The sequence below is a fragment of the Spirosoma radiotolerans genome (assembly GCF_000974425.1).
Lineage (GTDB): Bacteria > Bacteroidota > Bacteroidia > Cytophagales > Spirosomataceae > Spirosoma > Spirosoma radiotolerans.
The window spans coordinates 4569414-4591949 of record NZ_CP010429.1 but is presented as its reverse complement, the minus strand read 5'-3'; the positions used below and the strand labels follow the sequence as shown (position 1 = coordinate 4591949).

Below are 22536 nucleotides of genomic sequence, written 5' to 3'. Positions count from 1 at the left end.
AAACTTGATGCCTCATTTTGGGTTGTACAGTAAACAAAACCGACAACGCGTTATGGAAAATCAACAACCCAATAAGAAAAACGAAGAAACCTGGGATACCGGACAGCAAGACCTGAAAGAAGGGTACCTGGTCAGTGAAAAGACCGACGATGTAGACGCTTCCGGCGTAGACGATAAATCGACCGGTATGGGCGAAGATGACTTTTTAGGGAAAACCAACCTGAAAGATGAAGATGATTATTAAGTGGGTTTCAACCACTGAATTCTACAGGTAAAAGAATAAGTTCATTAACCACAGAGGCACAGAGAATATAGAGGTGTATAATGATTTAACCTCTGTGCTTTCTGTGCCTCTGGGTTGAACTATAATCTTGTTATTCTAGAGTAGGCGCTTAATCAACTGCTCAACCGATATACCTTCCGCTTCCGCTTTGAAGTTCCGCACCACCCGGTGACGCAGAATAGGCAACGCTACGGCCCGGACGTCTTCGATATCGGGCGAATACTTACCTGATAGCAGGGCATTGCATTTAGCGGCCAGAATCAGCGATTGTGAAGCCCGTGGGCCTGCTCCCCATTCCAGATAAGAGTTAGCATCGGCTGCCGCTTTTTCGGTGTTGGGCCGGGTCTTGTGGACGAGAGAAACGGCGTATTCAATGACATTATCGACCACTGGTACCCGACGTACGAGCTGCTGAAACTCCCTGATTTCTTCGCCGGTGATGACTCGTTGCACATCGTATCGCTTATCCGACGTTGTGTTTTTGACAATGTCTACCTCCGACTGATACGACGGGTAATCCAGGTAAATATTGAACATAAACCGGTCCAACTGCGCTTCAGGTAGGGGATAGGTACCTTCCTGCTCGATTGGGTTTTGAGTAGCCAACACGAAGAAGGGGCGACCTAAGCCATATTTCTGACCCGCAATCGTTACGGAGTATTCCTGCATCGCTTCGAGCAGGGCCGACTGCGTTTTGGGAGGAGTCCGGTTAATTTCATCGGCCAGAATGATATTAGCGAAAATAGGGCCTCTGATAAATTTGAAATTGCGTTCCTGATCCAGCGTTTCAGAACCAAGAATGTCCGATGGCATCAAATCGGGCGTAAACTGAATCCGGTTGAAATCAAGATCGAGCGCGCCAGCGATGGTTTGAATCAACAGCGTTTTGGCCAGCCCCGGCACACCAACCAACAGGCAGTGCCCCTGACAAAAAATGGCAGTTAACAGCAAGCGAACCGTTTCATCCTGACCAATAACAACTTTTGCAATTTCAGTTTTTAATTTCTGATAGGAAACTGTAAGGGCTTCGGCAGCCGCAACATCCGATGAGTAGGGCACAATTTATACAATTAAAAATGATTAATTAAAATGGGGCCGCCCGCGCGGTGATGAATAAACCCAGGTCACTGGGACATAATGAATTATAAATTATAAATGCTACAATTCTTAATTCATCAACCCTAATTCATCATTCATTTCCTCCACCGCTCAGCGTCGCTGCGCTGCCCTGCGTGGTGCCGAATATCCGACAGCCATGGTACTCAGGATCAACAGTGATGTACACGTCGGCGATGGATTTTCTGAACCAGTCGTCGATAGCACGGTTCTTTTTGTTGCTTAACACGATGGCCTGCAATTTCTCGAAATCTTTTGTGAAATCGGCCGTATGCGGGGGGATTTTGCTTTTGAAGTACAATAATCGTACCGCGCTTTTACCATCTTCCGTACGGTAAGGTAGTGGCGCCGAAACGTTACCAACTTTCATGGTATCGAGCATCTGAAACATTGCATATTCCATCGTTCCATCCATCGCCAGCCGACTGCTACCCGACTGAGCATCACGAATCAATCCACCCGCATCGGCGGTATTCTTGTCTTCAGAATACTCTTTGGCAGCTTTATCAAACTTCAGCGAGTCGATTTGAATCAGATTCCGGAGGCTATCCAGGTAATGCGTGGGGCCCGAAACGTCCAGCCGGTTATAATCGGGCCGAAGCAGAATGTGCCGAGCATGGTATTCGGCACCGCGCGTTTCGATCAACTGAATAAGGTGGAGGCCGAAGTCCGACTCGACGACGTCTGAAAGCTGATTTGGCTTTAGTTTGAGGGCGGCTCCTTCAAACGGCGCGACCATCATACCACGCTTGGCAAAGCCGAGGTCGCCCCCATTCTGCGCCGAGCCAACGTCTTCTGAATTTTCTTTGGCCAGCTTGGCAAAGTCTTCGCCTTTTTCAACCCGTTGCTTGAAGTCGAGCAGTTTTTGACGTAATACCTCTTTCTGTTCTTTGGTTGGTTTCGCAAACCGAACAATCTGACCTACTTCTACTTCGGCAGGTATGTAGGGCAGGCTGTCTTTAGGGATGCCATCATAAAATTTACGAACATCGCGCGGAGTTACCTTTACGTCGCTCGTAATTTTCTGTTGCATTTTCTGAACAATCTTCTGGTCTTTCACCTGCGTCCGCAACTCACTTTTCAGCATCTCCAGACTTTTACCGTAGGCTTCCACGATGTTTTTATCGGAGCCGAACTGCTGAATCATGTACTGCATCCGCGAATCGAGTTCGCTGTCGACGATCTTGTCGTCGACCACCACGGAGTCAATTTCGGCTTTGGCCAGCATCATTTTATTGATGACAAGGCTCTCCAGTAACTGACATTTTTGTGGGGGTGTCTGGTTCTGGCCAACGTACGACTGGTAGGCTTCTTCCAGATCGGACTGAAGCACGTAGTAGTTGTCAACTTTAGCGATAATTCTGTTCAGGCTAACGCCCTGGCCTTGCCCAAAGGTGGGTATGGTCAGAAACCAACCGACCAACATCACAAGCGCACTGCTGATTACTTTTTTCATGGAATAAAGATAAGCAGAGAATGGTTGTTACTCTGCGTTTTAAGCAATTTTAAGAGTTAATTTACTTTGCCAGCTTCCGGATTTCATCGTCGTTGACTTTCACCGGATAGGTTTGCCGGAGCTGGGCCAGCCATTGCTTTTCGAGGGTCGCCTGGTATTCATTGATGACAGTCCCCCTTGCTTCGGCAAATGTTTTGACCCGAGCCGGTTCAAGGCGTTCAATAGTCACGGAAATAGCTTTATTGTCGCGATGCAAAGGCGTTGCGCCTACTTTCCAATCGGTAATGCTATCGAGATAGGGATTTTCACCCCGGGCAAATAAGCCCGTTGTAATGATTACGGCCGGACTGTCGGCAGGGCGAGGTGCTCCGGTCGCGGGAAGATTCGATTTGCTGTTTATAACTTTCGCGATGTCATCTTTTGCATTACTGAAATATTGAAAAGATACGTTGCGCTGGGCATCTTTAGTAGCTCCCGGTCGCGCACCCTGAAAGTCTTTTTCCATGATGCGGTTGAGGGAAATGCCATTTTTCTGCAAATAACTAACCACTTGCCTGATGCGCCCGGCCGAAACCGAATCGCGTTCTGTAGGGTCATGCGAACCACTCACTTCGACAAGATAGTCAGGATTGGCGCTCATCACGACCAGAACATCAAACAGGCTTTCGCGCAGAGTGGGCGTTAACGTCGTTTGACTTTTAGCAAACGTGAGCGGAGTCGCCGAACGCCGAAGCTGATAGGGGGGGCGTCCGCTGAGCAGCGTAGTTGCCTGTTTCAGCAGGCTATCGTTCTGGGCAACGACGATAGTCGCCAAGGCCCGTTCAGGAAACCGGTATTTGTCTTTGTTCTGCTCATAATATTGCCGCTGGCCCGTCGAATCGACCATCGAGCGTTCCCATACGTTTTGCTCCATAACCTGCGAAAGCAGTACACCATCTCTAATTTCATTGAGCAACGCCCGGAATTCAGGCGACTTTTTGTCCAGATTCGCTTCTTCCACCGACATTAACTGATCTCCCACAAATCGGTCGAACAGTCGATGCATGGCAATCGCTGGCGAACCCCCAACGGGGCGATCCACTGCCGATGGTGCCGGACTGGTGGCGGCTACTGCCGGATTCCGCGGAGGCTGCTGCTTTTGCCGAACGTAATCAAAAAACTGGTTGACACTGTAGGGCTGCTTATTGATCAATACAAGCGTCTTGTTTTGCAGGGCCGGGTCGAGTGGTTCGCTAAAGCGCCATTGGCCACGCAGTAAGCTGCTGTCGGCTTTAGCCAGCGCACTTTGTAAGACGGTCTGGTCGGGTTGTACGGCATACTCTTTTTGCAGGCGTTGTACGGTTGCCTGTCGGAGAATGTCCGCCCGGCTATCGGTCGTTACGCGTTGCCGCAGAGAAGGGCCCAGCGTCGTGTAGGAGTCCAGTGGTTTGCGTTCGATGAGTTTGATAATGTGCCAGCCGTAATTGGTTCGAACGGGCTTTGAATAATCACCCGGTTTGGTCAGCGCGAAAGCCGCATCTTCAAAAGCGGGTACCCACCGGCCAGGTTCAAACGTGGGTAATATACCACCGTTGGCCCTGGATGTCGCATCGTCGGAAACCTGGCGGCAAACCTGATCGAACGATGCCCCTTTTTGGAGCTGGGCATAAGCGCCATCAATTCGCTCTTTGGCCGCTTTCTGCCCGGCTTCATTAGCCGACGGACTCATTTGAACCAGAATATGCGCCACCCGCACCCGGCCCCGGCTTGGCCGCCGATCGTTTACTTTAACAATGTGATAGCCAAATCGCGTACGGACGGGGGCCGAAACGCTGCCAACGGGTGTAGTAAAGGCGGCTGTTTCTAACGGATAGACAACGCCAAAAGCGGAGATGTAGCCCAGATTGCCGCCGTTTTCGGCCGTTCTTACATCGTTGGAGTTTTCGCGCGCCAGCTTAGCAAAGTCGGCTCCATCCTGTGCCTGTTTGCGCAAGGCGAGGATTGTCTGGTACGCCGTCAGGGTGTCGGCAGGGAGAGCGTATTCAGAAACAGGAATCAGAATGTGCGATGCGTTGACTTCCGTCTGCATCCGCTGATAGGCTTCGGCCGCCAGCGACTCCACCAGCACTTTATCCGTTAAATACGACTGCGCCAACTGCTTTCGGTAGGTACTCATTTCCTCCCGAAACGCTTCGGTCGTGTCGCGGCCACCGGCTTCGGCAGCCAGCACTTTCAGCTTTAGATTGGTGTACAGATCGAAGTAATTTTTTATGTCGGTTCGTTGGGCTGAATCAGACGAGAGCTGATTCTTGGTAAATGACTGAAAAAAATCGCTGGTCGTAAAGGCTTTGTTTCCCAGCGTCAGAATAACGGGTTCTGGTGGTGTTTGCTGAACAACTGGTGCGGCTGTTTTACAGGCTGTTACAAGTAGAGCCAGCAAGAAGCCGCCGGTGAAATGGCGCATAGCGTCTGGAAAAGTAATGTTAACTATGTTAGTAAAACAGATACGGCAGGAAAAACATTCGGTATGAGTAAGCAACGCTATACAAGCGCCCTTATTGGCGCACGGGCCGGATTTTCACTGACTTAAGGCTGATGTCGTACTCAAGCCGGTACTCAAATGAGTCCTTTAGCTTTTGCCCCGTAAAAATAGCGGGTACCCGAATAAATCGCAGATTTTTCTGACGAATGTCCGCTTCCCGCAACTCCACACTGCTCTGCCCCAGCAGGTCGTCATCGTCAAGTTTATCCAGCAGTTGCAGGCCGACGCCAGACGCTACCAGCCCAGCCGATACGTATTTTAACGGAGTCAGCACTTCGGTAGCCGTTAACAGCAAACCTGCCGGTACGGCGATCAGGTTATGGATCTTCTGAATTTTCGCCATCGTCTGTCTCGCCTGGTTGTAATCGTCTACTTCAATGAGTACCAGCGAGGCCACGATGCGCCCATTCCGGGGCAGACTTAAACTTACGGGCTTAGCCGGGTTATGGTCGCCCTGTGGCGAAGTTGCCTGTAAGTCAAGTTGTTGGTCTTTCTGTACGGATTCGACGCCCCAGCCACCATTCACAACGGCCACGGCTTTATTGTTTGCATCGTAGCTGGTGAGCGAGTACGCCATCATCAGCTCGTCACGCCGACTCAGCGTTTCTTCTAAGTTTATCGCCTTTAGAGATCGGGGCGTCAATTCGGCCGTTAGCGCAGGCTGGCGGGTGCAACTACATACAATGAGTGAAAGAGCGATAGAGCGAAAGAATGTTATAAGGAATCGCGAACGAGTATCGAAGCCTATTTTCATGAGTTTGTTAATTCAGGCAGGAACTTCTTCAACAATGGACGACCCCGAAGAACCATCACCACTTGTCCACTGCCATTGTTCGTGCAACCGAATCCGGCCGTCGGGCAGGTATTCGGGGGTAGAGGAACAACGGCCGGTCATCAGTTCGCCCTGCGTATTTACGTGTTCATACCGCATATCCAAAATGCCACCTTCCAGAACGACGGCAATCAGAAAACCCTTCACAATTCCACCGCCTGCATACTCTGCCCAGACAACTTTATCCTGTTGATGGTAGTGAAAAAGTGTCTCGTGACTCACTTCGCCGTTACTGGTGTTCGTGACGGAACGGAAGGTTTTGTTGTCGTACACGTTTTTAAGGATATAGGGTGTATACTATAAGATGTATGCTATGGTTTTTATGGGTAGTCGATATATCATACACCCTACATCATACATCTAAACAGAAGGTTCCTGCTGGCTCAGGCAGTGAAAACTGCCGAGGCCCCACACGATATCGGTTGAGTCAATACCAATGATTTTGCGGTCAGGGAAGCACGAACCGATAATGTCTAAAGCCAGTTGGTCTTTGTCGCATCGGAAAGTCGGCACGATAACCGATTTGTTGGTAATCAGGAAGTTGGCGTAGGAGGCAGGCAAACGCAGTCCGTCGCTGTAAACGGGATCGGGCATGGGTAGTTCGACGATGGTAAGTGGCTTGCCGTTTAGCAGGCGCATCTCCCGAAGCTCGCGGTGAATATCCTGTAAAAACGGATAATTGTCGTCCTGCGGGTTCGCTTCGTAAGCGGCTAGTACGGTATCCTCATTCACAAAACGAACCGTATCATCAATGTGGCCATCGGTGTCATCGCCCACGATGCCCTCTTCAACCCACAACACCTGCTGAACCCCATAGTAATCCCGTAGATACTGCTCGATTTGGGCTTGGGTCAGGTGCGAATTCCGGTTCTGATTGAGCAGACAGGCGCGACTGGTCAATACGGTTCCAGCTCCGTTGAATTCCACTGATCCGCCTTCCATAATGATGCTCCCCGTGGAGGCTGCCGGTGTTACATAATCCAACTGGCGATACTGGGCAATTTCTATTGGAATCCGGTCGTCGCGATCATAAGGAGGGTACTTGTTGCCCCAGGCATTGTAGCCCCAATTCACGATCATCCGCTTTTTTGTTTGGGGATTGATCAGAAAGGCCGGGCCATGATCGCGGCACCACGAATCGTTGGTCGGGTGAGGCAATAAAGTAATGCGGTTCATATCGGCACCGGCAGCCAGCAAGCGTAGGGTAGCGGCCTGCATCACCTCCTCATTGTGCGCATTGATACAGACTTGTTCACTTTCAGCAATGGCTTTGATAAATTCGATGTAAGCCGGAAACATCAATTCCTGCCGCTCCCTGGTCCAGGACGCTTCGGTATGGGGCCAGCTAAGCCAGATTGCTACGTGCGGATGCCATTCGGCAGGAAAGAAAAATCCCTCACGAGCGGGAATGAATGGTTGATTTGGCGTTTCTGCCAAGGGCTGTGTAGTCATGCGAACGTTAGAAACTCAACGACAAAAGTACACAAAATATACAGCTCAAGCGGTAGAGCCAAGGGTGTTCGTGGTTCTGTCGAAAGGCGTTTAGGTATCAAGTAATGCCCTAACGGCAGCAACGCTTAAGTCAGTAAAATCATCGACAATAAGAGAGGCACCCGTATCGGCGAGTTCGTCGTGCGTATGCGTCGTGGCTAATGCAATCACTTTCATGCCTGCCCGGAGGCCCGCTTCGATACCGGCAAAGGCGTCTTCGAACACCACACACTGAGCGGGTTCGACACCGACGCGCTGAGCGGCCGTCAGGTAAATCTCCGGGTCGGGTTTGCCGCGATGAACCATGCTGGCATCTACAACTGTATCGAAGTAAGGTCTTAACGGAAGCTCATCCAGAGTGAATAACACGTTGCTTTCCGGAGCCGACGTGCCAACGGCCAGCTTAACGGACTGAGCACGCAAAGCCGCCAGAAAATCCAGCAAACCCGGTGTGGGCTGACGGTGTGGTCGGTATAATTCGCGATAAATAGCTTCTTTCTCTTCAGTCAGCACAATCAACTCGCCGGGCAAAATGGGGCGCTGGAAGACATAGGTCATCGCGTCGGCAGCCACACGCCCGTTGATATGTTCGACATATTGATCGCGGGTAAGCGGCTGGTTATGTTGCTGAGCAAACTGCAGCCAGGCATTGATATGGAAATCGGTATTAGCGATCAGGACGCCGTCCATGTCAAAAAGAGCGGCCCACGATTGGCCGGCCCAATCGTGGGCGCCAGATGGAGTGTTGGGCATAAAGTGTACTGAAGGATAAAGTTGCTTAACTGTCGGTGTCGGGCGGGGCAGTGGGCAAAACATCACCCGCTAAAATAGCCGCTTCGTGAAGGAGTTCAGTTGACACCAATTCGTCGGTTATATCTTCGATTCGCTCATCGAATGCATCGATCCGTTCGTCGTTCGTCAGCGATGATGCCTTCATTCCCAGCAGCAATCGACCTACATAGAGTAGATTAAGGGAGAAACGTAATTCGGGCAGTGCAGGACTATGACGGGTCTGTGGATCGGTTTGCATACCTATTGAACAACCGATTACGGCGGTTGGGTTCGCTGTAAGACGGACAGGATGCCCGCCTTACAGGACTTTTATTTTCAAATTCCGGAAGTAAATGGGCGCACCGGCATGCTTGCCCTGTAAGCCAATGTAGCCGTGTAAAGGCAAGTCGGCGGGGGCTTTACTGAACCAGGATGGGGCTTCTGAGCCATCAGGATTCACTTTGGCCGAGGTGAATTTCGACAGGTCGATGGTGTTGACCAGTTGATTGTTAAGGACGACGTAAATCATTTTGCCCTGACACGTAATCGTGTATCGGTTCCACTCATCGGGCTTTTTAACAATTTGTTGTTTGGTGGCTGCCTGATGCCCAAAAAAAGCACCACACTGCCAGTTTTTGGGCGATTCGGCCCATTGTTTAGCATAGTCGTCGGCAATCTGAATCTCGACTGAGTTTGGAATCCAGTTCGTTGTATCGCTGGCATGAACAACTACGCCACTATTGGTGCCATCGGCGGTTTTGAAGAGCAAATCAAGTATGAAATCGTCGTAAGGAATGGCTGTCCAGATGGTTTTATCGGCAGTTGCCGTCAAAACGCCCCCGTCGTCCATACTCCACACGCCTTTGGGAAATCCGGCATCCGAAAGGTCGCTGGCAAACAAGGGCTTCCAACCAGATGATGCGGTGTTTGGATGACCTTTGGGTGCCGCACTGGAGGGTGCCGCACTGGAAGGTGCCACACTGGAAGTGGATGATTGGGCAAATACCTGAACAGCAACGGCCATTAGGAGCCCTGTAAGCAGAAATAACTTTTTCATGTGGGAAATTTAGGCAATAAGGCGGTAAACAGGAACTCGCCAGGAATACAAAGAATGGTAAGTCTCTGTTTTCCTGGCGAGTTCTTATTTGAAAATAATAAGACAACCTTCAGGCTACGGTGCTTGCAGCAACCGGTTGGTGCGTTTGCGGATCGCCCTGGCGAAAACTTTTCATAATCCAGCCGCCACCAATTACATCATCGCCGTCGTAGAAAACCGCGGCCTGACCGGGTGCAATGGCCGACACTCCTTCGTGGAAAAGCACCTCAATTTTATCGCCTTCCTGCGAAATGGTGGCTGGCGTACCGGGGTCTTTATAACGCACTTTGGTAACCGTTTCGAGAGGTCCGTTGATGCGGTCGTATTTTTGCAAATTCAGTTTGCTGACGATCATGCCATCCCGGAATAAGTCTTTGTCGACGCCCAGCACGACTTCATTCGTGTCTTTCCGAATTTCGGTAACGAACATAGGCTGGCCAAATGCCATGCCCAACCCTTTGCGTTGACCAATGGTGTAGAATGGGTAGCCCTGGTGTTTGCCGAGCACTTTTCCGGAACCTTCCAGAATGAAATTGCCGCCGGCTACCTCGGCTTCCAGACCCGGCATCCGCCGTTTTAAAAAGCCCCGATAATCGTTATCCGGTACGAAACAGATTTCGTACGATTCTGATTTGGTGACCAGTTCCATGAAGCCTCGCTCTTTGGCCATCTCTCGAATTTCGGACTTACGCAAGTGGCCCAATGGCAATTTGGTCCGACTCAGACTCGCCTGCGAAACGCCCCACAGCACGTAGGATTGATCCTTGAGCGAGTCAATGCCTTTGGAAAGAATAAATCGGTTGTTCTCTTCCCGAATGTGGGCGTAATGGCCCGTGGCAATCGACTCGCAGTCGAGCCGGTCGGCCCGGCGCAGCAGTGCGTCCCACTTGATGTGCGTATTGCACATCACGCAGGGGTTGGGCGTCCGGCCTTCGAGGTACTCACCCGTGAAATGGTCGATTACCGCATCCCCAAACTCTTCCCGAATGTCCAGAATATAATGGGGAAAGCCGAGGTTAACGGCAATGTTGCGGGCGTCGTTGATGCTGTCGAGGCTGCAGCAGCCCGTTTCTTTTTTTGTCCCGCCGGAAGAGGCATAATCCCAGGTTTTCATGGTCATCCCAATGACCTCATAGCCTTCTTCGTGTAGCAGGACGGCTGCTAGTGAAGAGTCGATGCCGCCACTCATGGCGACCAGAATTCGTCCGTGTTTGCTCATATCTGCCGGGGTTCAAAGCCCCGCGATGTTAATGGTTTTGACTAAGTGTGCGCCGTTGATAACGACACACAAAGATACGAACACAATTTGGCGTGTGCTTAGTTTCGGGAGGCTTGGGGGTGAGTGATTTAGTTGGGCAGACGGTCTTCTACACGTCTCGCTTATCTTTTCCTAAAATGCGGGCCCGGTGTTGAATACCCCAGTCGCGCAGAGCCCGAATCACACTGTCTAATGATTGACTATATTCCGTTAGTTCATACTCAACCGTAACGGGCATGGTTGCATACACATGCCTTAGGGCAAATTCATTCATTTCCAGTTCTTTCAGTTCCTTGCTCAGCACCTTGGCCGTAATGCCCGTAACCAGGCGTTGCAACTCCCGAAAGCGCTTCGGCCCATTGCTCAGGGCAATGATGATCGGTAATTTCCACTTTCCATTCAGCACATAAAGCGCGTCCTGTACGGCCTGTAAACTCTGCGTACATGCTTCACCGGAATGCACCGTGCCCACTTTTGGGAAGATTTCATGACTGACTGAACTCATGTGCTAAAGATACAAGACGGGATCAACTTAGTCGGCTGGTATACTGAAAGATACTGGTATCCTTTGGGATACTGATTACAAATAGATAGCTAGTTTATCTACGTTTGTTTCTGTACTACGTAGTCAGTGAAGGCTACACTAACTTATACTGAAAATGAATTCTAAAGTTATGCGTATTATAACCATCGTTGTTACCGTCCTGGCAGCCGGAATGGCTATTCTCAGTGGCGTAATGAAGTTGACTCAGTCTCCCGAAATAGTGGCCACGCTTAGCAAAGCAGGCGTCGGCCAGCATGTTCTGGCGTTGGGAACTATGGAAATCGTTTTTGCTGCTTTATTTATTTACCCCAAAACGATGAAGATTGGCTTCATCTTACTGTCCTGCTACTTCGCGGGGGCCATCGCCACCGAGCTGTCGCATGGCACAGCGCTGAACGCCGTACTGCCCATCGTTTTGATCTGGATTTCGGCTTTTCTGCGGAATAAAACGATTTTCCTGCCCACGTCGGCGGCTTAGTATGAATACATGGCGCAGAGAATGACGTGTATGTTCTCTGCGCCAGAAGCCTTTGCCCATTTATTCAGTGCGTAAACTCTTGACGGGATTCACCAAGGCGGCCCTAATGCTCTGAAAGCTGACCGTCAGCAGGGCAATTCCCGCTGTCAACAGGCCTGTCAGCGCAAATACCCACCACTGAATCTCAACTTTAAATTCGAAATTCTGTAGCCATTGACTCATGGCATACCAGGCGATGGGTGAAGCAATGATGATCGCCAGTAAAACCAACTTTAGAAAATCTTTGGCGAGCAGAATGACGATGCCTGAGACCGACGCGCCCACTACTTTACGCACCCCAATTTCTTTGGTCCGCTGTTCGGCCGTAAACGTTGCCAGACCGAACAGGCCCAGGCAGGCAATCAAAATCGCTAAGAAAGTTGATGCTTCGATGAGCTTCGCCATTCGGGTTTCGGACTGATAGGCCTGCGCCAGCGCCTGGTCCAGGAAGCTATAATCGAATACCTGGTTGGGAAAGGTGGCTGTCCACGCTTTTTCAATGTGCGCCAGCGCTGCCTGCACGGTCCCGGCTGTTGGCTTTTCGCCCTGTAATTTGATGCTTGCCTGATAATAATTGTTCGGTACGACCTGAATCACCGTTGGGTCGATTTTCTGGTGCAGCGAGTTGACATTGAAGTTTTTTGTGACCCCAACAATCGTGGCAAATTCCTGTCCATCTCCGTAATACACGCGCTGCCCAATGGCTTCTCTGGGCCGGCTAATGCCCATCCGGTTGATAAATACTTCATTGGCAATGATTTTAAACGAAGCTGAAGATGTGTCGGTGTCTTTAAGTTTTTCTCCTGCTAATAACTGAATCCCATAGGTAGCCATATAATGCGAATCAGCCATTTTCATCTGCGTTTTGATATCGGTAGTTTCAACTCCTTTCCGATACTGCATTCCCTGCATCCAGTTGCTTTCTGCCGATGCACTATTGAAGGAGAAACTGACGTCCTTAATTTGTGGGGATTCGATAAGTTGATTGCGGAGGGCCTGTAGTTTCTCAGGTTTATTATCAGGAATACTTACGGTGATAAGAGCCGATTTATCGAAGCCTAGATCGGCATTTCGAAAAAAGTCAAGTTGCTGATTGATCAGAAAGGCGCTACTGATAAGAATCAGCGAGACCATGAACTGAACGACTACCAGCCCTTGTCGTAAAGAAAACCACTGCTTGTGCGGGAGTGATACGTTGTTTTTTAAGGCCCAGATTGGGGCCATGCCCGATAGGCGAAGGGCCGGATAAACACCCGCCAGCAAGGTTGTCAACACCAGTAGCCCGCTCGCAAACAGAGCCGTTTGCCAGGTAAATATATCCGAGTAAGTAAGCGGAATCGCTAGTGTTGTAGCAACGGCCGGGAGGCTAATCTGAGCCAACAGGATGGCTGTCAGCGCCCCCAGAAAGGTAAGTAGTCCGGCCTCGGTCAGAAACTGATACACCAGCGACAAGCGAGTGCTGCCAATGGCCTTTCGGATACCCACCTCTCTGGCTCGTTTGAATGCCTGAGCCGTGCTTAAATTGATGAAGTTAAAGCAGGCGATCAGCAGCACTAGCAAGCTAATGAACGACAGTGTCTTGAGTAGAGGTATATTAGCCGATCGGCCTCCCAGATTGCTTCCATAATGGATTTGAGACAACGAGTTCAGGAAAAAGCGTTTGTCGGCAAGGGCTTCTTTCCCCAGGTACTTGACCACTATATGCTGAAATCGCCTGGTGAGTTGAGCGGGATTTATACCGTTTTTTAGTAACACAAACACCTGAAAATTGTCACTCCAGCCATTCCACCGGTTCAAGTCAATATCCGGCTTGGCACTTTTGATTGTGGGAAACGAAACCAGTATGTCGAATGGAAAGCTGGTCGTTGCTGGATAATCTTCCAGTACACCGACTACCAGCAAGTCCTGCTTATTATCGAGCTGAACGGTTTTGCTAAGCACGTCGGTGGTACCAAAATACTTTTCAGCATACGCTCGCGTCAGGACAACGGTGTTCGGTTGGGATAGAGCCGTACGGGAGTCGCCTGTGACCCAGTTATAGTCGAGCAAATGAAACAACTCATTCCCGGCAAATACGAATGTTTCTTTGAAGCGTTTGTCGGAGTTCGGGACGGCGAGTGTGCTGCCTCTAGTCTGAAGAATAGGAACGACCAGTTCCGCTTCGGGCAGATCGGTATGCAAGGCGTTCGTCATGCCCGTATACGTACCTGGATAGGTATGCTTTTCTTTTATGTTTTCGCCCTCAACCCGGTAAATTCGGTTTCCGTTTGTATGGAATCGGTCATAGCTGGTTTCATGCCTGACTACTAAAAATATCAATACCGCACAGGCCATGCCAACGGCCAGCCCTGTGATATTAATAAAGGAGTATCCCTTACTTTTGGTCAGGTTTCGAAAGGCGTTTTTTACATAGTTGCGTATCATAGAAGGACTTAATAAAAAAGGTTTTGGGTACTCCGTGGATGGTTTCGATTTGGCCAGCGGCCGCAATAGTTTCAGGGCACTCAGGCTGTATCGCCAGTCGGCCCGTCGTTTGCCCACCGTTTTGACCCAATAGGGGTAGAGTTCGAGCAGGTCGCCCTGCACTTCTTCGTCCGTATCGGGGTTGCCCCACCAGCGCAGAAGTTGGGTGGCCCAGCGGGGCGGACCGGGTGTTGTTGGGGCTTTCATCCTATTCAGAACGCAGTGATTTCACCGGGTTCATCAGCCCCGCTTTAACACTCTGGAAACTGACCGTTAGGAGCGCAACGCCGAGCACCGACAGGCCGACCAGCCCGAACAGCCACCCACTTAGGTCGATTCGATAAGCAAACGTATCGAGCCAGTAGCGGGCCGCGTACCAGCCAACGGGAGCCGCAATCACAAACGCAAGGGCCACCAGTTTTAAGTAGCTCATCGAGAGCATCCGGGCAATGGTGATTAGATCGGCACCCAGCACTTTTCGAATGCCAATTTCCTTAATCCGCTGCTCGATTGCCAGCGAAACGAGCCCAAACAGGCCCAGTCCGGCAATGAAAATAGCGAGCATGGCTGCATAGGTAATCAGTTGTTTCCAGCGGGCATCGTCCGCGTAGTCAGCCAGGCGATCGTCTTCCATAAAATGAAACGAGAAAGGCTGGTAAGGAATGAGCTTGTTGAACTGACTTTCGATAGTGGCCAGCGCGGCCTTCGTTTGGTGAGGGGTCAGCTTCACATAAAGCTGATTCATTTGTTCGGGCTTCCCCAGTTGCAGCAGAACCGGTTCCGGTTTGTCGCGCAACGATCGGTATTGATAGTCGCGCACCACACCAACCACCGTCAGGTCATGGTTACTGTTGTCATCGCCTTTGCGCTGGACGACCTGCCCGATGGCCGATTGGTTGGCCGTAAAAAACTGTCGGGCAAAGGTTTCATTCACCAGAATATTCGACAAACTATCGGCGGGATTAGCGAGATTGAGCGCCCTGCCTGCCACAACAGGCACATTGACAAACCTAAGATACTGATCGTCGATCCATTCTGTGGCTGTAGTGACGGGCTTATTCCGAATATAGATAGTTCGTTTTTGGTGACCTCCTGACTTCCGGGCGACGGCCTCAATGCCGGGTTCTGGCCGTAGAACCTGTTTCAGCAGTTCTCCCTGCCGCTCTCGTCCCCAAGGAACATAAATCCGGACCCGGTTGGCCCGTTCGTAGCCTACGTTAGCGGTTTGGATGTACTCGAACTGGCTATGCAGCACGACCGTCCCGATCAGCAAGACGGTAGCGATCATAAATTGAAGAATAACCAGTGACTTGCCTAATCCGTTGCGTCCGCCAAGTCGCAAACGACTGTATAAAATTTGCGTTGGGTTGAAACCCGACAGCGCAAACGCGGGGTAAAAACCGGCCAGCAGCGTAACAACCAGGAGCAAGCTGCCGAACAGAAGGAGTGTTTTGGGGGACGCTAAAAAGCCAAGCTGTAAGGCCTTATTTGCCAGAGTTGAGAATTGGGGCAGCAGCATGTAAACAACGAGTACCGCCGGAACGAACGCCAGAAAAGTTAGCAGAAACGCTTCGCCGATGAATTGGCCAATGAGCTGTTGCCGTGTGCTGCCGGTTACTTTCCGAATGCCGATCTCTTTGGTTCGGCGTAACGACCGGGCCAGGGTTAGATTTACAAAATTTATGCCCGCCAATAGCAGGATCAGGCCAGCTATGCCGCTCAGGATATACGAGTAGATCGATGAGGAAGCCTGCACCAGGCCGTTGCTCATGTCGTAGCGGTCATCGAGGTGCATGTCGGTAAAAGGTTGCAAATGATACGTTACGCTGGCGTTTCCGTATTCTCTGCTGAGTTGGTCAAGCTGTGCACGAGCGTGGGTTTCAAACACAGAAGCCATCTTCCGTTCGGTCAAGGCCGGATCTGTCGCCTGTCCTGTGGCCCCATCCTCATCGGTTTGGGCCTGCAAGAGCACGAAGGTATTCAGTGATCCTTCAGCCCATTGGGCGCGTCGGGTCTTGTAGTCTGGAGGTAAGGATGCGACAAACGGGCGTAACACATCAAACTGTATGCTGGAATTTTTAGGTGGCGATTTTACGACACCCGTAATGCGGTAGTTATCGAAACTCCCTCCTGCATCGATGGTTAGCAGGCGGCCAATTACCTGGGTGGTGCCAAAATATTTGCGCGCCATATCGTCCGTAATAACCACACTGCCCGGATCGTTCAGCAGCGTCTGGGGCGTGGTTCCACCGGCCAGTAGTTCGAAGCTAAACAACCGGAAAAAGGACGTATCCACATACATCACCTGCTCGTAAATGCCCTCATTTTGTTTGCGAACGAGCATTTCATAGCCTACCATACGACAGAAGCCAGCCACTTCGGGCAGCTCCTGGTCAAAGGTTGGGCCTTCGGGCGTACCCGTGGAACCGGTTCTGACTTCGCGGCCCTCGGGGGTCGTTGAATTGAGTACGACCCTATAAAGCTGATTCCCATGTTTGTGAAAACGGTCGTACGAAACTTCGTCCTCCACAAAGAGCAGAATAAACATCACAGCCGCCAGGCCCAGGCTCAAGCCGCCGATGTTGATGGCTGAGTAGGTCTTGCTCCGGACCAGATTCCTGAGAGCGATTTTTAGATAGTTGCGGATCATGCCGGGGCTTGGAAAAAAGGTGGTCTTGTACTCAGGTACGTGCTTCGGTTTGGCCATGGGCCGTAATAGCTTCAGGACACTCAGACTGTATCGCCAGTCGGCCCGCCGTTTGCCCACGGTCCCAACCCAATAAGTGTACAGTTCGAGCAGGTCGCCCTGCACTTCTTCGCCCGTGTTGGGATCGCCGAACGTGTTCAGCAACCAGCTAGCCCAGCGCGGTCCTTCGTTACGGGGTGGGTGAGGGTTGTTCGTCATGCTATCTACTCACTTCTCAAACTTTTCACTGGATTGACCAGCGCGGCTTTAATGCTTTGAAAACTCACCGTCAGCAAGGTAATGACCAACGCGCCTGCGCCTGAGACGGCGAAAATCCACCACGGCATCTCCGTATGATATTCGTACTTCTGGAGCCAGCCACTGAGATAGTAATAGGCGATCGGCGTGGCAATACCGAAGGCAATAGCGACCAGTATGACAAAATCTTTCGAGAGCAAACTCCAGAGATTGAGGACTGTTGCGCCTAATACTTTGCGAACACCAATCTCCTTCGTCCGTTGTTCGGCTACGAAGGAAGCCAGCCCAAAAATGCCCAGACAGGAAATGAAAACAGCCAGCATGGCGAAGGTCGAAGCAAGTTTCCCGATCCGCTCCTCGGTAGCAAATTTGAGCTCGTATTGCTGATCAATGAATTTGTAATCGAACGGGCTGCCTGGATTGAATTTACGGAACACGGCTTCGATCTTCGCCAGCGATTCGCCGGCACTTTGCTGTGGGTTTAATTTGATATTGATGACATCGGCCCAGCCATAATTCAGCATGAAAACGGTCTGGTAAACCGGTTCGAACGGTGATCCCATCACCATATCGTTTACAATGCCCACCACCTGAAACGGTCTGCCATTCCATTTGACTGTTTTCCCTACCGGGTCTTTCAAGCCCATGTACCGGGCGGCCGTTTCATTGATGACCATACCGGATGAATCGGTCGAGAAGGCGCGCGAAAAGTCTCGCCCTTGTTTAAACTGCCAGCCAACCGTTTTGCCGAAGTCATGCGTTACGGCGACTGTCCCAAATTGGGCTTTGAAATTCGGGTCTTTCCCTTCCCAGTCGAATCCACCATTCTGTGAATTCAGGTTCGTTGTGGGCGTCGAGGAAGTAGACATGTCGACCACGGCACCGGTCTGCAACAGGTCTTCCCGCAAGGCATTGTAATGACTGTGCAGCTCCGGTGTATTCATAGTGACGGTAATCAGGCCGTTTCGATCATACCCAACCGGCCGATTCTTAGCGTACTGAATCTGGCGAAAAACGATGATCGTTCCGATAATCAGCGTAACCGAAACCGTAAACTGGACAATGACCAACGCCTTCCGTGGAACGGTTGCAAATCGACCAACCCGGAAGGTGCCTTTGAGCACTTTTACCGGCTGGAATGAAGACAGATACAGCGCCGGATAACTCCCTGCAATGAGGCCCGTGAGCAGGCTGAACCCGAGGCCAGCCAGCCAGAAAATCGGGTTGGTCCACAAAATGCCTATGTGCTTATCCGCCACCTCATTGAAGAGCGGGAGAATGAGCAGGACCAGCAACAAGGACAAAACAAACGCGACCGCGACCACCAGCAACGACTCACTGAAAAACTGACTGATCAACTGACTGCGTACGGAACCAACGGCTTTGCGGATGCCCACTTCCTTGGCTCGTTTTTCGGAACGGGCCGTACTCAGGTTCATGAAATTGATGCAGGCCAGCAGCAGCACAAATACGCCGATGATGCCAAATAGCCAGACATACTGAATTCGACCGTCCAGATTTCCCTTTTTGTCCCAGCCCGTGTATAAATGCCACCGGCTCATGGGGTTTAGGAAGACCTCTGCCTTGAAAAGTGCCGTCTCGGGGACATGCTTTACCCGTAATCCTTTAATTTTTGCTGTAACCGCGTCGAAATTCGCGCCGGGAGCAATCTGAGCCAGTATTTGCCAGGAGTTATTGTCCCATTCTGCATTGTCCTGAGCCCGTTTTACCCAATCCGACGATGACACATACAGCATCCAGGGAGCGATAAATTTCAAGTCTCTGAATTCGGTATTGTAGGGCAAATCTTCGTATACGCCCGTTACTTTTACGTCCAGCTTATTATCGAGTTTCATCAATTTGCCCATAGGATCAACGTCCCCAAAAAGAGCTTGAGCTGTCGATTCCGACAGCAGAATAGACGAAGGGTCTTTTAAACCTGCCCGAGTGCCTCTGCGCATCTTCAGCGCGAATAGATCGGGGGCTTCCGGGCTCAGGTAATTTCCCGTTCTGGTAAATTTATTTTCCCCATAGGCCAGAATATGTTCGCGGGTCCAGGACGACATGACGACATAGGTGAAGTCGTCGCGAAAAGCTGTCCGTAGCTCGTTTCCCAACGGCAAGGGCATATAACCGCCGGCACCAAATTCTCCATTGAACGTTCCGCGCTGCATGACCTGCGCAATACGGTCATAGTTCTGGTGGTATTTGTTGTAGGACAGTTCATCCCAAATCCACAAGCCGATCAGCATCGCTATGGCCATACCGACGGCCAGTCCGCCAATGTTGATGGCCGAATAAGCCTTGTTCTTGACCAAGTTTCTGTGGGCAATTTTCAAATAGTTTCGTAGCATGATCGGACTCAGAAAAAAGGTGGTCGTGTACTCAGGTACGTGCTTTGGTTTGGCCATGGGCCGTAACAGTTTCAGAGCACTCAGGCTGTAGCGCCAGTCGGCCCGCCGTTTGCCTTCGGTGCTGACCCAGCAGGCGTAGAGTTCGAGCAGGTCGCCCTGCACTTCCTCTTGCGTGTTGGGATCGCCCCACCCCCGCAGGAGCTGGGTAGCCCAACGGGGTGGCTGGACAGACTTATCCGAAGGTTTGAGGATCTTCATGGCTATTCGCTACGTAAGCTCTTGACGGGGTTCATCAGGGCCGCTTTGATACTCTGAAAACTGACGGTCAGTAGGGCAATGCCTACCGCTAACAACCCTGCCAGGGCGACAATCCACCAGGTTAATTCCTGCCGATACTCAAACGTCTTGAGCCACTTGTCAATGGCCCACCACGCCACAGGTGTCGCTAACACAAGAGCAATCAAGACGAGCCGGAGGAGATCGGCCGATAGTAAGCCGACAATATTCTGGACGCTGGCGCCCAGTACTTTACGGATACCGATTTCTTTGGTCCGCTGTTCGGCCGTAAAGGCAACCAGGCCGAACAGACCCAGACAGGAGATCAAAATGGCCAGCATGCCAAAGTAGTTGACGAGCGAACTGACCTGCTGCTCGCTCCGATATAGCTTCTCGTAGGCTTCGTCCAGGAAGTGGTAGGTAAACGGATAATTTGGGTTAAATCGCTTTGTCAATTCTTCGAGGTCAGCGATGGCCTGATTGGTTTGTCCGGCACGGGTTTTTGCCAAAATATAATGCGCATATTTTGCCCCAAAACACACAACTAAAGGATTGATTGCCTGGTGTAAAGAGTTCAGGTGGAAATCTTTCATCAACCCGATAATCCGGCCTTTGCCCATCGAAAAGTTAATTTCTTTGCCGACCGGATTGTCGATTCCCATCAATTTTGCGGTGGCCTCATTGACGAGGTAATTAGAGGAGTCGGCGAGGCTGCCTGGTCGGAAGTCACGCCCGCTGAGCAGCTTAATGTTCATGGTGCGGGTAAACTCGCCACCAACCAGCATGGCCGATACATTTGTTTCCTGATTGGGGTCCTTGCCCGTCCATGTCAAATTGCCGGCTGTTGTCCAGGTGACATCAATGGGCAGGTCGGACGTCGCCGTGGCTGCAGCAACCGATGGCAAACGCATCACTTCCTGTCGAAATACCTCTACTTTCTCAGGATTGGCCATTTCGCCTTCTATAGGTATGTAAACCACGTTTTCCCGATCAAGCCCGAGGTGTTTCTCCTGTAGGTAATTCATTTGCCGGCTTACCGCCAACATGCCGACGATCAAAAATACGGACAGCGCAAATTGAACGACCACCAAGACTCTGCGGAAGGCTACCGGGCCTGAGCCGAATTGTAGATTTCCTTTAAGAATTCGAACCGCCTGTAACCCTGACAGAAATAGCGCCGGATAGCTGCCCGACAAAAAGCCCGTGAATACGACTAGTCCGATCAGCCCCAGCCAAAGTACAGGCGTCGATAAACTGAGTGCTATCTGTTTGTCAAACAGTTGATTAAATGTTGGCAGCGCTTGCCAAACCAGGCCTACTGCCAGCACAGCCGCCAGCAAGCTTGTCAGCAGGGATTCGCTCAGGAACTGACCGATCAAGGCAGGGCGCATGGCGCCGACAACCTTGCGCACCCCCACCTCCCTGGCACGGGTGGATGACCGGGCCGTGGCTAAATTCATAAAATTGATACAGGCGATCAGCAGAATAAATAGCGCAACCAGGGAGAAGGTGCGGACATACTCGATGCCACCACCCACTACCTTGCCGTCTTTGTATTCTGAGTACAGATGCACATCTGCCATTGGATGCAGAATGGGATATTGTACGGCGTTGAAATCGGCAGGTTGTTTGGCATGACGCACATACATGTCCTTCATGGCCGCTTCGGCCTGCGTGGCGGTGGCGTTTGGTTTTAGGCGGAGGTAGGTCAGAAACGAATTATTGCCCCAGTTATTCATCCACTCCTTCTCCTGCGCTTTCCAATTGACCATCCATTCGAATTGGATCGTTGCGTTAGTTGGGATGTTTTCAATAACGGCCCCCACTTTATAAAATGTAGCATTATCGAGTTGAAGCACCTTCCCCCGTGCCTGTCCCTCCGGAAAGAATTTTTCTGCCAATTTTCGGGTAATAACGATTTGATCCGGTTGCGCCAGGGCCATCTTGGGGTCACCATCTATAGCGGGTAGGTCGAAGACACGGAAGAAGTCGGCTGTTGCATAGCGGCCAAATTCCTTGGTTGCTTTTTCACCCGCTTTAATAAGTGTTTCGCTACCCCAGTTCGTTTTTGTGGCAGCCGCTACCTGAGGTATCTCGCTGCCAATAGCTTCCTGCAACGGCCCCGGCGTTGCATAATTAGTGCCAATTTTGCCTTTGTATTCCGCCTGGACACGCACGAAGTAAACGCGGTCTACATCAGGCAGAAAGCGGTCATAATTTAGTTCTTCGTGTACCCATAGACCAATGAGTAAAGCACAGGCCATGCCCAATGCCAGCCCAAAAACGTTGATACCAGTGTATAGTTTGTGGTTAACCAGATTCCTCCAGGCAATTTTGGCGTAGTTTCGGATCATGTCGGGGCTTAGAAAAAAGGTGGTCGTGTACTCAGGTACGTGCTTTGATTTGGCCATGGGCCGTAACAGCTTCAGGGCACTCAGGCTGTATCGCCAGTCGGCCCGTCGTTTGCCCACCGTTTTGACCCAGTAGGCGTAGAGTTCGAGCAGGTCGCCCTGCACTTCTTCGCCCGTGTTGGGATCGCCCCACCAGGTCAGGAGCTGGGTGGCCCAACGGGGTGGATGAATAGGCTTGCCCGATGGCTTTGGGGTCTTCATCG

At 51.1% G+C, this 22536-nt stretch carries 17 protein-coding genes; 2 read left to right on the top strand and 15 right to left on the bottom strand.

The annotated features are described in order from the left end of the window. Positions 1-52: 52 nt before the first annotated feature. Entirely contained in the window at positions 53-244 is a 192-nt protein-coding gene (locus SD10_RS18635) for a hypothetical protein (RefSeq protein ID WP_046575800.1), read from the top strand. A 135-nt stretch (positions 245-379) separates the two neighbouring features. Here SD10_RS18635 and SD10_RS18630 read toward each other — a convergent pair whose 3' ends face one another. From SD10_RS18630 to SD10_RS18580, 11 genes are all read right to left on the bottom strand, one after another. Further along, positions 380-1342 carry an AAA family ATPase gene (locus SD10_RS18630; protein ID WP_046575798.1) on the bottom strand — a complete coding sequence of 321 codons (963 nt, stop codon included), beginning with the start codon at positions 1340-1342 and terminating at the stop codon, positions 380-382. Between the two features lie 130 nt (positions 1343-1472). After that, positions 1473-2855, bottom strand: a complete 1383-nt coding sequence (locus SD10_RS18625) for a peptidylprolyl isomerase (RefSeq protein WP_046575797.1) — start codon at positions 2853-2855, stop codon at positions 1473-1475. Between the two features lie 61 nt (positions 2856-2916). Further along, a complete protein-coding gene (locus SD10_RS18620; protein WP_046575796.1) occupies positions 2917-5298 on the bottom strand; it encodes a peptidylprolyl isomerase in 2382 nt (793 codons plus the stop codon). A 91-nt stretch (positions 5299-5389) separates the two neighbouring features. After that, positions 5390-6130: a hypothetical protein gene (locus tag SD10_RS18615; protein ID WP_046575794.1), complete on the bottom strand. Its 741-nt coding sequence runs from the start codon at positions 6128-6130 to the stop codon at positions 5390-5392. A gap of 12 nt (positions 6131-6142) precedes the next feature. Continuing rightward, entirely contained in the window at positions 6143-6481 is a 339-nt protein-coding gene (locus SD10_RS18610; protein WP_046575793.1) for a hypothetical protein, read from the bottom strand. Between the two features lie 87 nt (positions 6482-6568). Further along, entirely contained in the window at positions 6569-7660 is a 1092-nt protein-coding gene (locus SD10_RS18605; RefSeq protein WP_046575791.1) for an agmatine deiminase family protein, read from the bottom strand. A 90-nt stretch (positions 7661-7750) separates the two neighbouring features. Next, positions 7751-8452, bottom strand: coding sequence for an HAD family hydrolase (locus SD10_RS18600; protein ID WP_046575790.1), 702 nt, complete (start codon positions 8450-8452; stop codon positions 7751-7753). A gap of 25 nt (positions 8453-8477) precedes the next feature. Further along, positions 8478-8729 (bottom strand): hypothetical protein, encoded by a 252-nt coding sequence (locus SD10_RS18595; protein ID WP_046575788.1) that lies wholly within the window; start codon positions 8727-8729, stop codon positions 8478-8480. A gap of 60 nt (positions 8730-8789) precedes the next feature. Next, on the bottom strand, positions 8790-9527 hold the full coding sequence (locus SD10_RS18590) for a 3-keto-disaccharide hydrolase (protein ID WP_052731221.1): 738 nt from the start codon (positions 9525-9527) through the stop codon (positions 8790-8792). 109 nt (positions 9528-9636) lie between these two features. Then, positions 9637-10785: a tRNA 2-thiouridine(34) synthase MnmA gene (gene mnmA, locus SD10_RS18585; protein WP_046575786.1), complete on the bottom strand. Its 1149-nt coding sequence runs from the start codon at positions 10783-10785 to the stop codon at positions 9637-9639. A 148-nt stretch (positions 10786-10933) separates the two neighbouring features. Continuing rightward, on the bottom strand, positions 10934-11329 hold the full coding sequence (locus SD10_RS18580) for a winged helix-turn-helix transcriptional regulator (protein ID WP_046575785.1): 396 nt from the start codon (positions 11327-11329) through the stop codon (positions 10934-10936). A gap of 154 nt (positions 11330-11483) precedes the next feature. On the opposite strand from SD10_RS18580, the gene SD10_RS18575 reads away from it, so the two are divergent. Next, entirely contained in the window at positions 11484-11846 is a 363-nt protein-coding gene (locus SD10_RS18575) for a DoxX family protein (protein WP_046575784.1), read from the top strand. Positions 11847-11906: 60 nt separating this feature from the next. Here the strand turns inward: SD10_RS18575 and SD10_RS18570 are convergent, their stop codons facing one another. From SD10_RS18570 to SD10_RS18555, 4 genes are read right to left on the bottom strand one after another with little or no spacing between them, the layout of a single operon-like run. Beyond that, a complete protein-coding gene (locus SD10_RS18570) occupies positions 11907-14555 on the bottom strand; it encodes an ABC transporter permease (RefSeq protein WP_052731220.1) in 2649 nt (882 codons plus the stop codon). Between the two features lies 1 nt (position 14556). After that, a complete protein-coding gene (locus tag SD10_RS18565; RefSeq protein WP_227699016.1) occupies positions 14557-17253 on the bottom strand; it encodes an ABC transporter permease in 2697 nt (898 codons plus the stop codon). A gap of 5 nt (positions 17254-17258) precedes the next feature. Then, positions 17259-19904 carry an ABC transporter permease gene (locus SD10_RS18560; protein WP_227699015.1) on the bottom strand — a complete coding sequence of 882 codons (2646 nt, stop codon included), beginning with the start codon at positions 19902-19904 and terminating at the stop codon, positions 17259-17261. A 2-nt stretch (positions 19905-19906) separates the two neighbouring features. Then, on the bottom strand, positions 19907-22534 hold the full coding sequence (locus tag SD10_RS18555; protein WP_227699014.1) for an ABC transporter permease: 2628 nt from the start codon (positions 22532-22534) through the stop codon (positions 19907-19909). Between the last annotated feature and the right edge of the window lie 2 nt (positions 22535-22536).

Coding starts and splice junctions, on each gene's coding strand:
- SD10_RS18615 (WP_046575794.1), bottom strand. CDS start 6,130: ATGAAAATAGGCTTCGATACTCGTTCGCGATTCCTTATAACATTCTTT.
- SD10_RS18620 (WP_046575796.1), bottom strand. CDS start 5,298: ATGCGCCATTTCACCGGCGGCTTCTTGCTGGCTCTACTTGTAACAGCC.
- SD10_RS18600 (WP_046575790.1), bottom strand. CDS start 8,452: ATGCCCAACACTCCATCTGGCGCCCACGATTGGGCCGGCCAATCGTGG.
- SD10_RS18575 (WP_046575784.1), top strand. CDS start 11,484: ATGAATTCTAAAGTTATGCGTATTATAACCATCGTTGTTACCGTCCTG.
- SD10_RS18590 (WP_052731221.1), bottom strand. CDS start 9,527: ATGAAAAAGTTATTTCTGCTTACAGGGCTCCTAATGGCCGTTGCTGTT.
- SD10_RS18570 (WP_052731220.1), bottom strand. CDS start 14,555: ATGAAAGCCCCAACAACACCCGGTCCGCCCCGCTGGGCCACCCAACTT.
- SD10_RS18635 (WP_046575800.1), top strand. CDS start 53: ATGGAAAATCAACAACCCAATAAGAAAAACGAAGAAACCTGGGATACC.
- SD10_RS18595 (WP_046575788.1), bottom strand. CDS start 8,729: ATGCAAACCGATCCACAGACCCGTCATAGTCCTGCACTGCCCGAATTA.
- SD10_RS18555 (WP_227699014.1), bottom strand. CDS start 22,534: ATGAAGACCCCAAAGCCATCGGGCAAGCCTATTCATCCACCCCGTTGG.
- SD10_RS18580 (WP_046575785.1), bottom strand. CDS start 11,329: ATGAGTTCAGTCAGTCATGAAATCTTCCCAAAAGTGGGCACGGTGCAT.
- SD10_RS18560 (WP_227699015.1), bottom strand. CDS start 19,904: ATGAAGATCCTCAAACCTTCGGATAAGTCTGTCCAGCCACCCCGTTGG.
- SD10_RS18565 (WP_227699016.1), bottom strand. CDS start 17,253: ATGACGAACAACCCTCACCCACCCCGTAACGAAGGACCGCGCTGGGCT.
- mnmA (WP_046575786.1), bottom strand. CDS start 10,785: ATGAGCAAACACGGACGAATTCTGGTCGCCATGAGTGGCGGCATCGAC.
- SD10_RS18625 (WP_046575797.1), bottom strand. CDS start 2,855: ATGAAAAAAGTAATCAGCAGTGCGCTTGTGATGTTGGTCGGTTGGTTT.
- SD10_RS18605 (WP_046575791.1), bottom strand. CDS start 7,660: ATGACTACACAGCCCTTGGCAGAAACGCCAAATCAACCATTCATTCCC.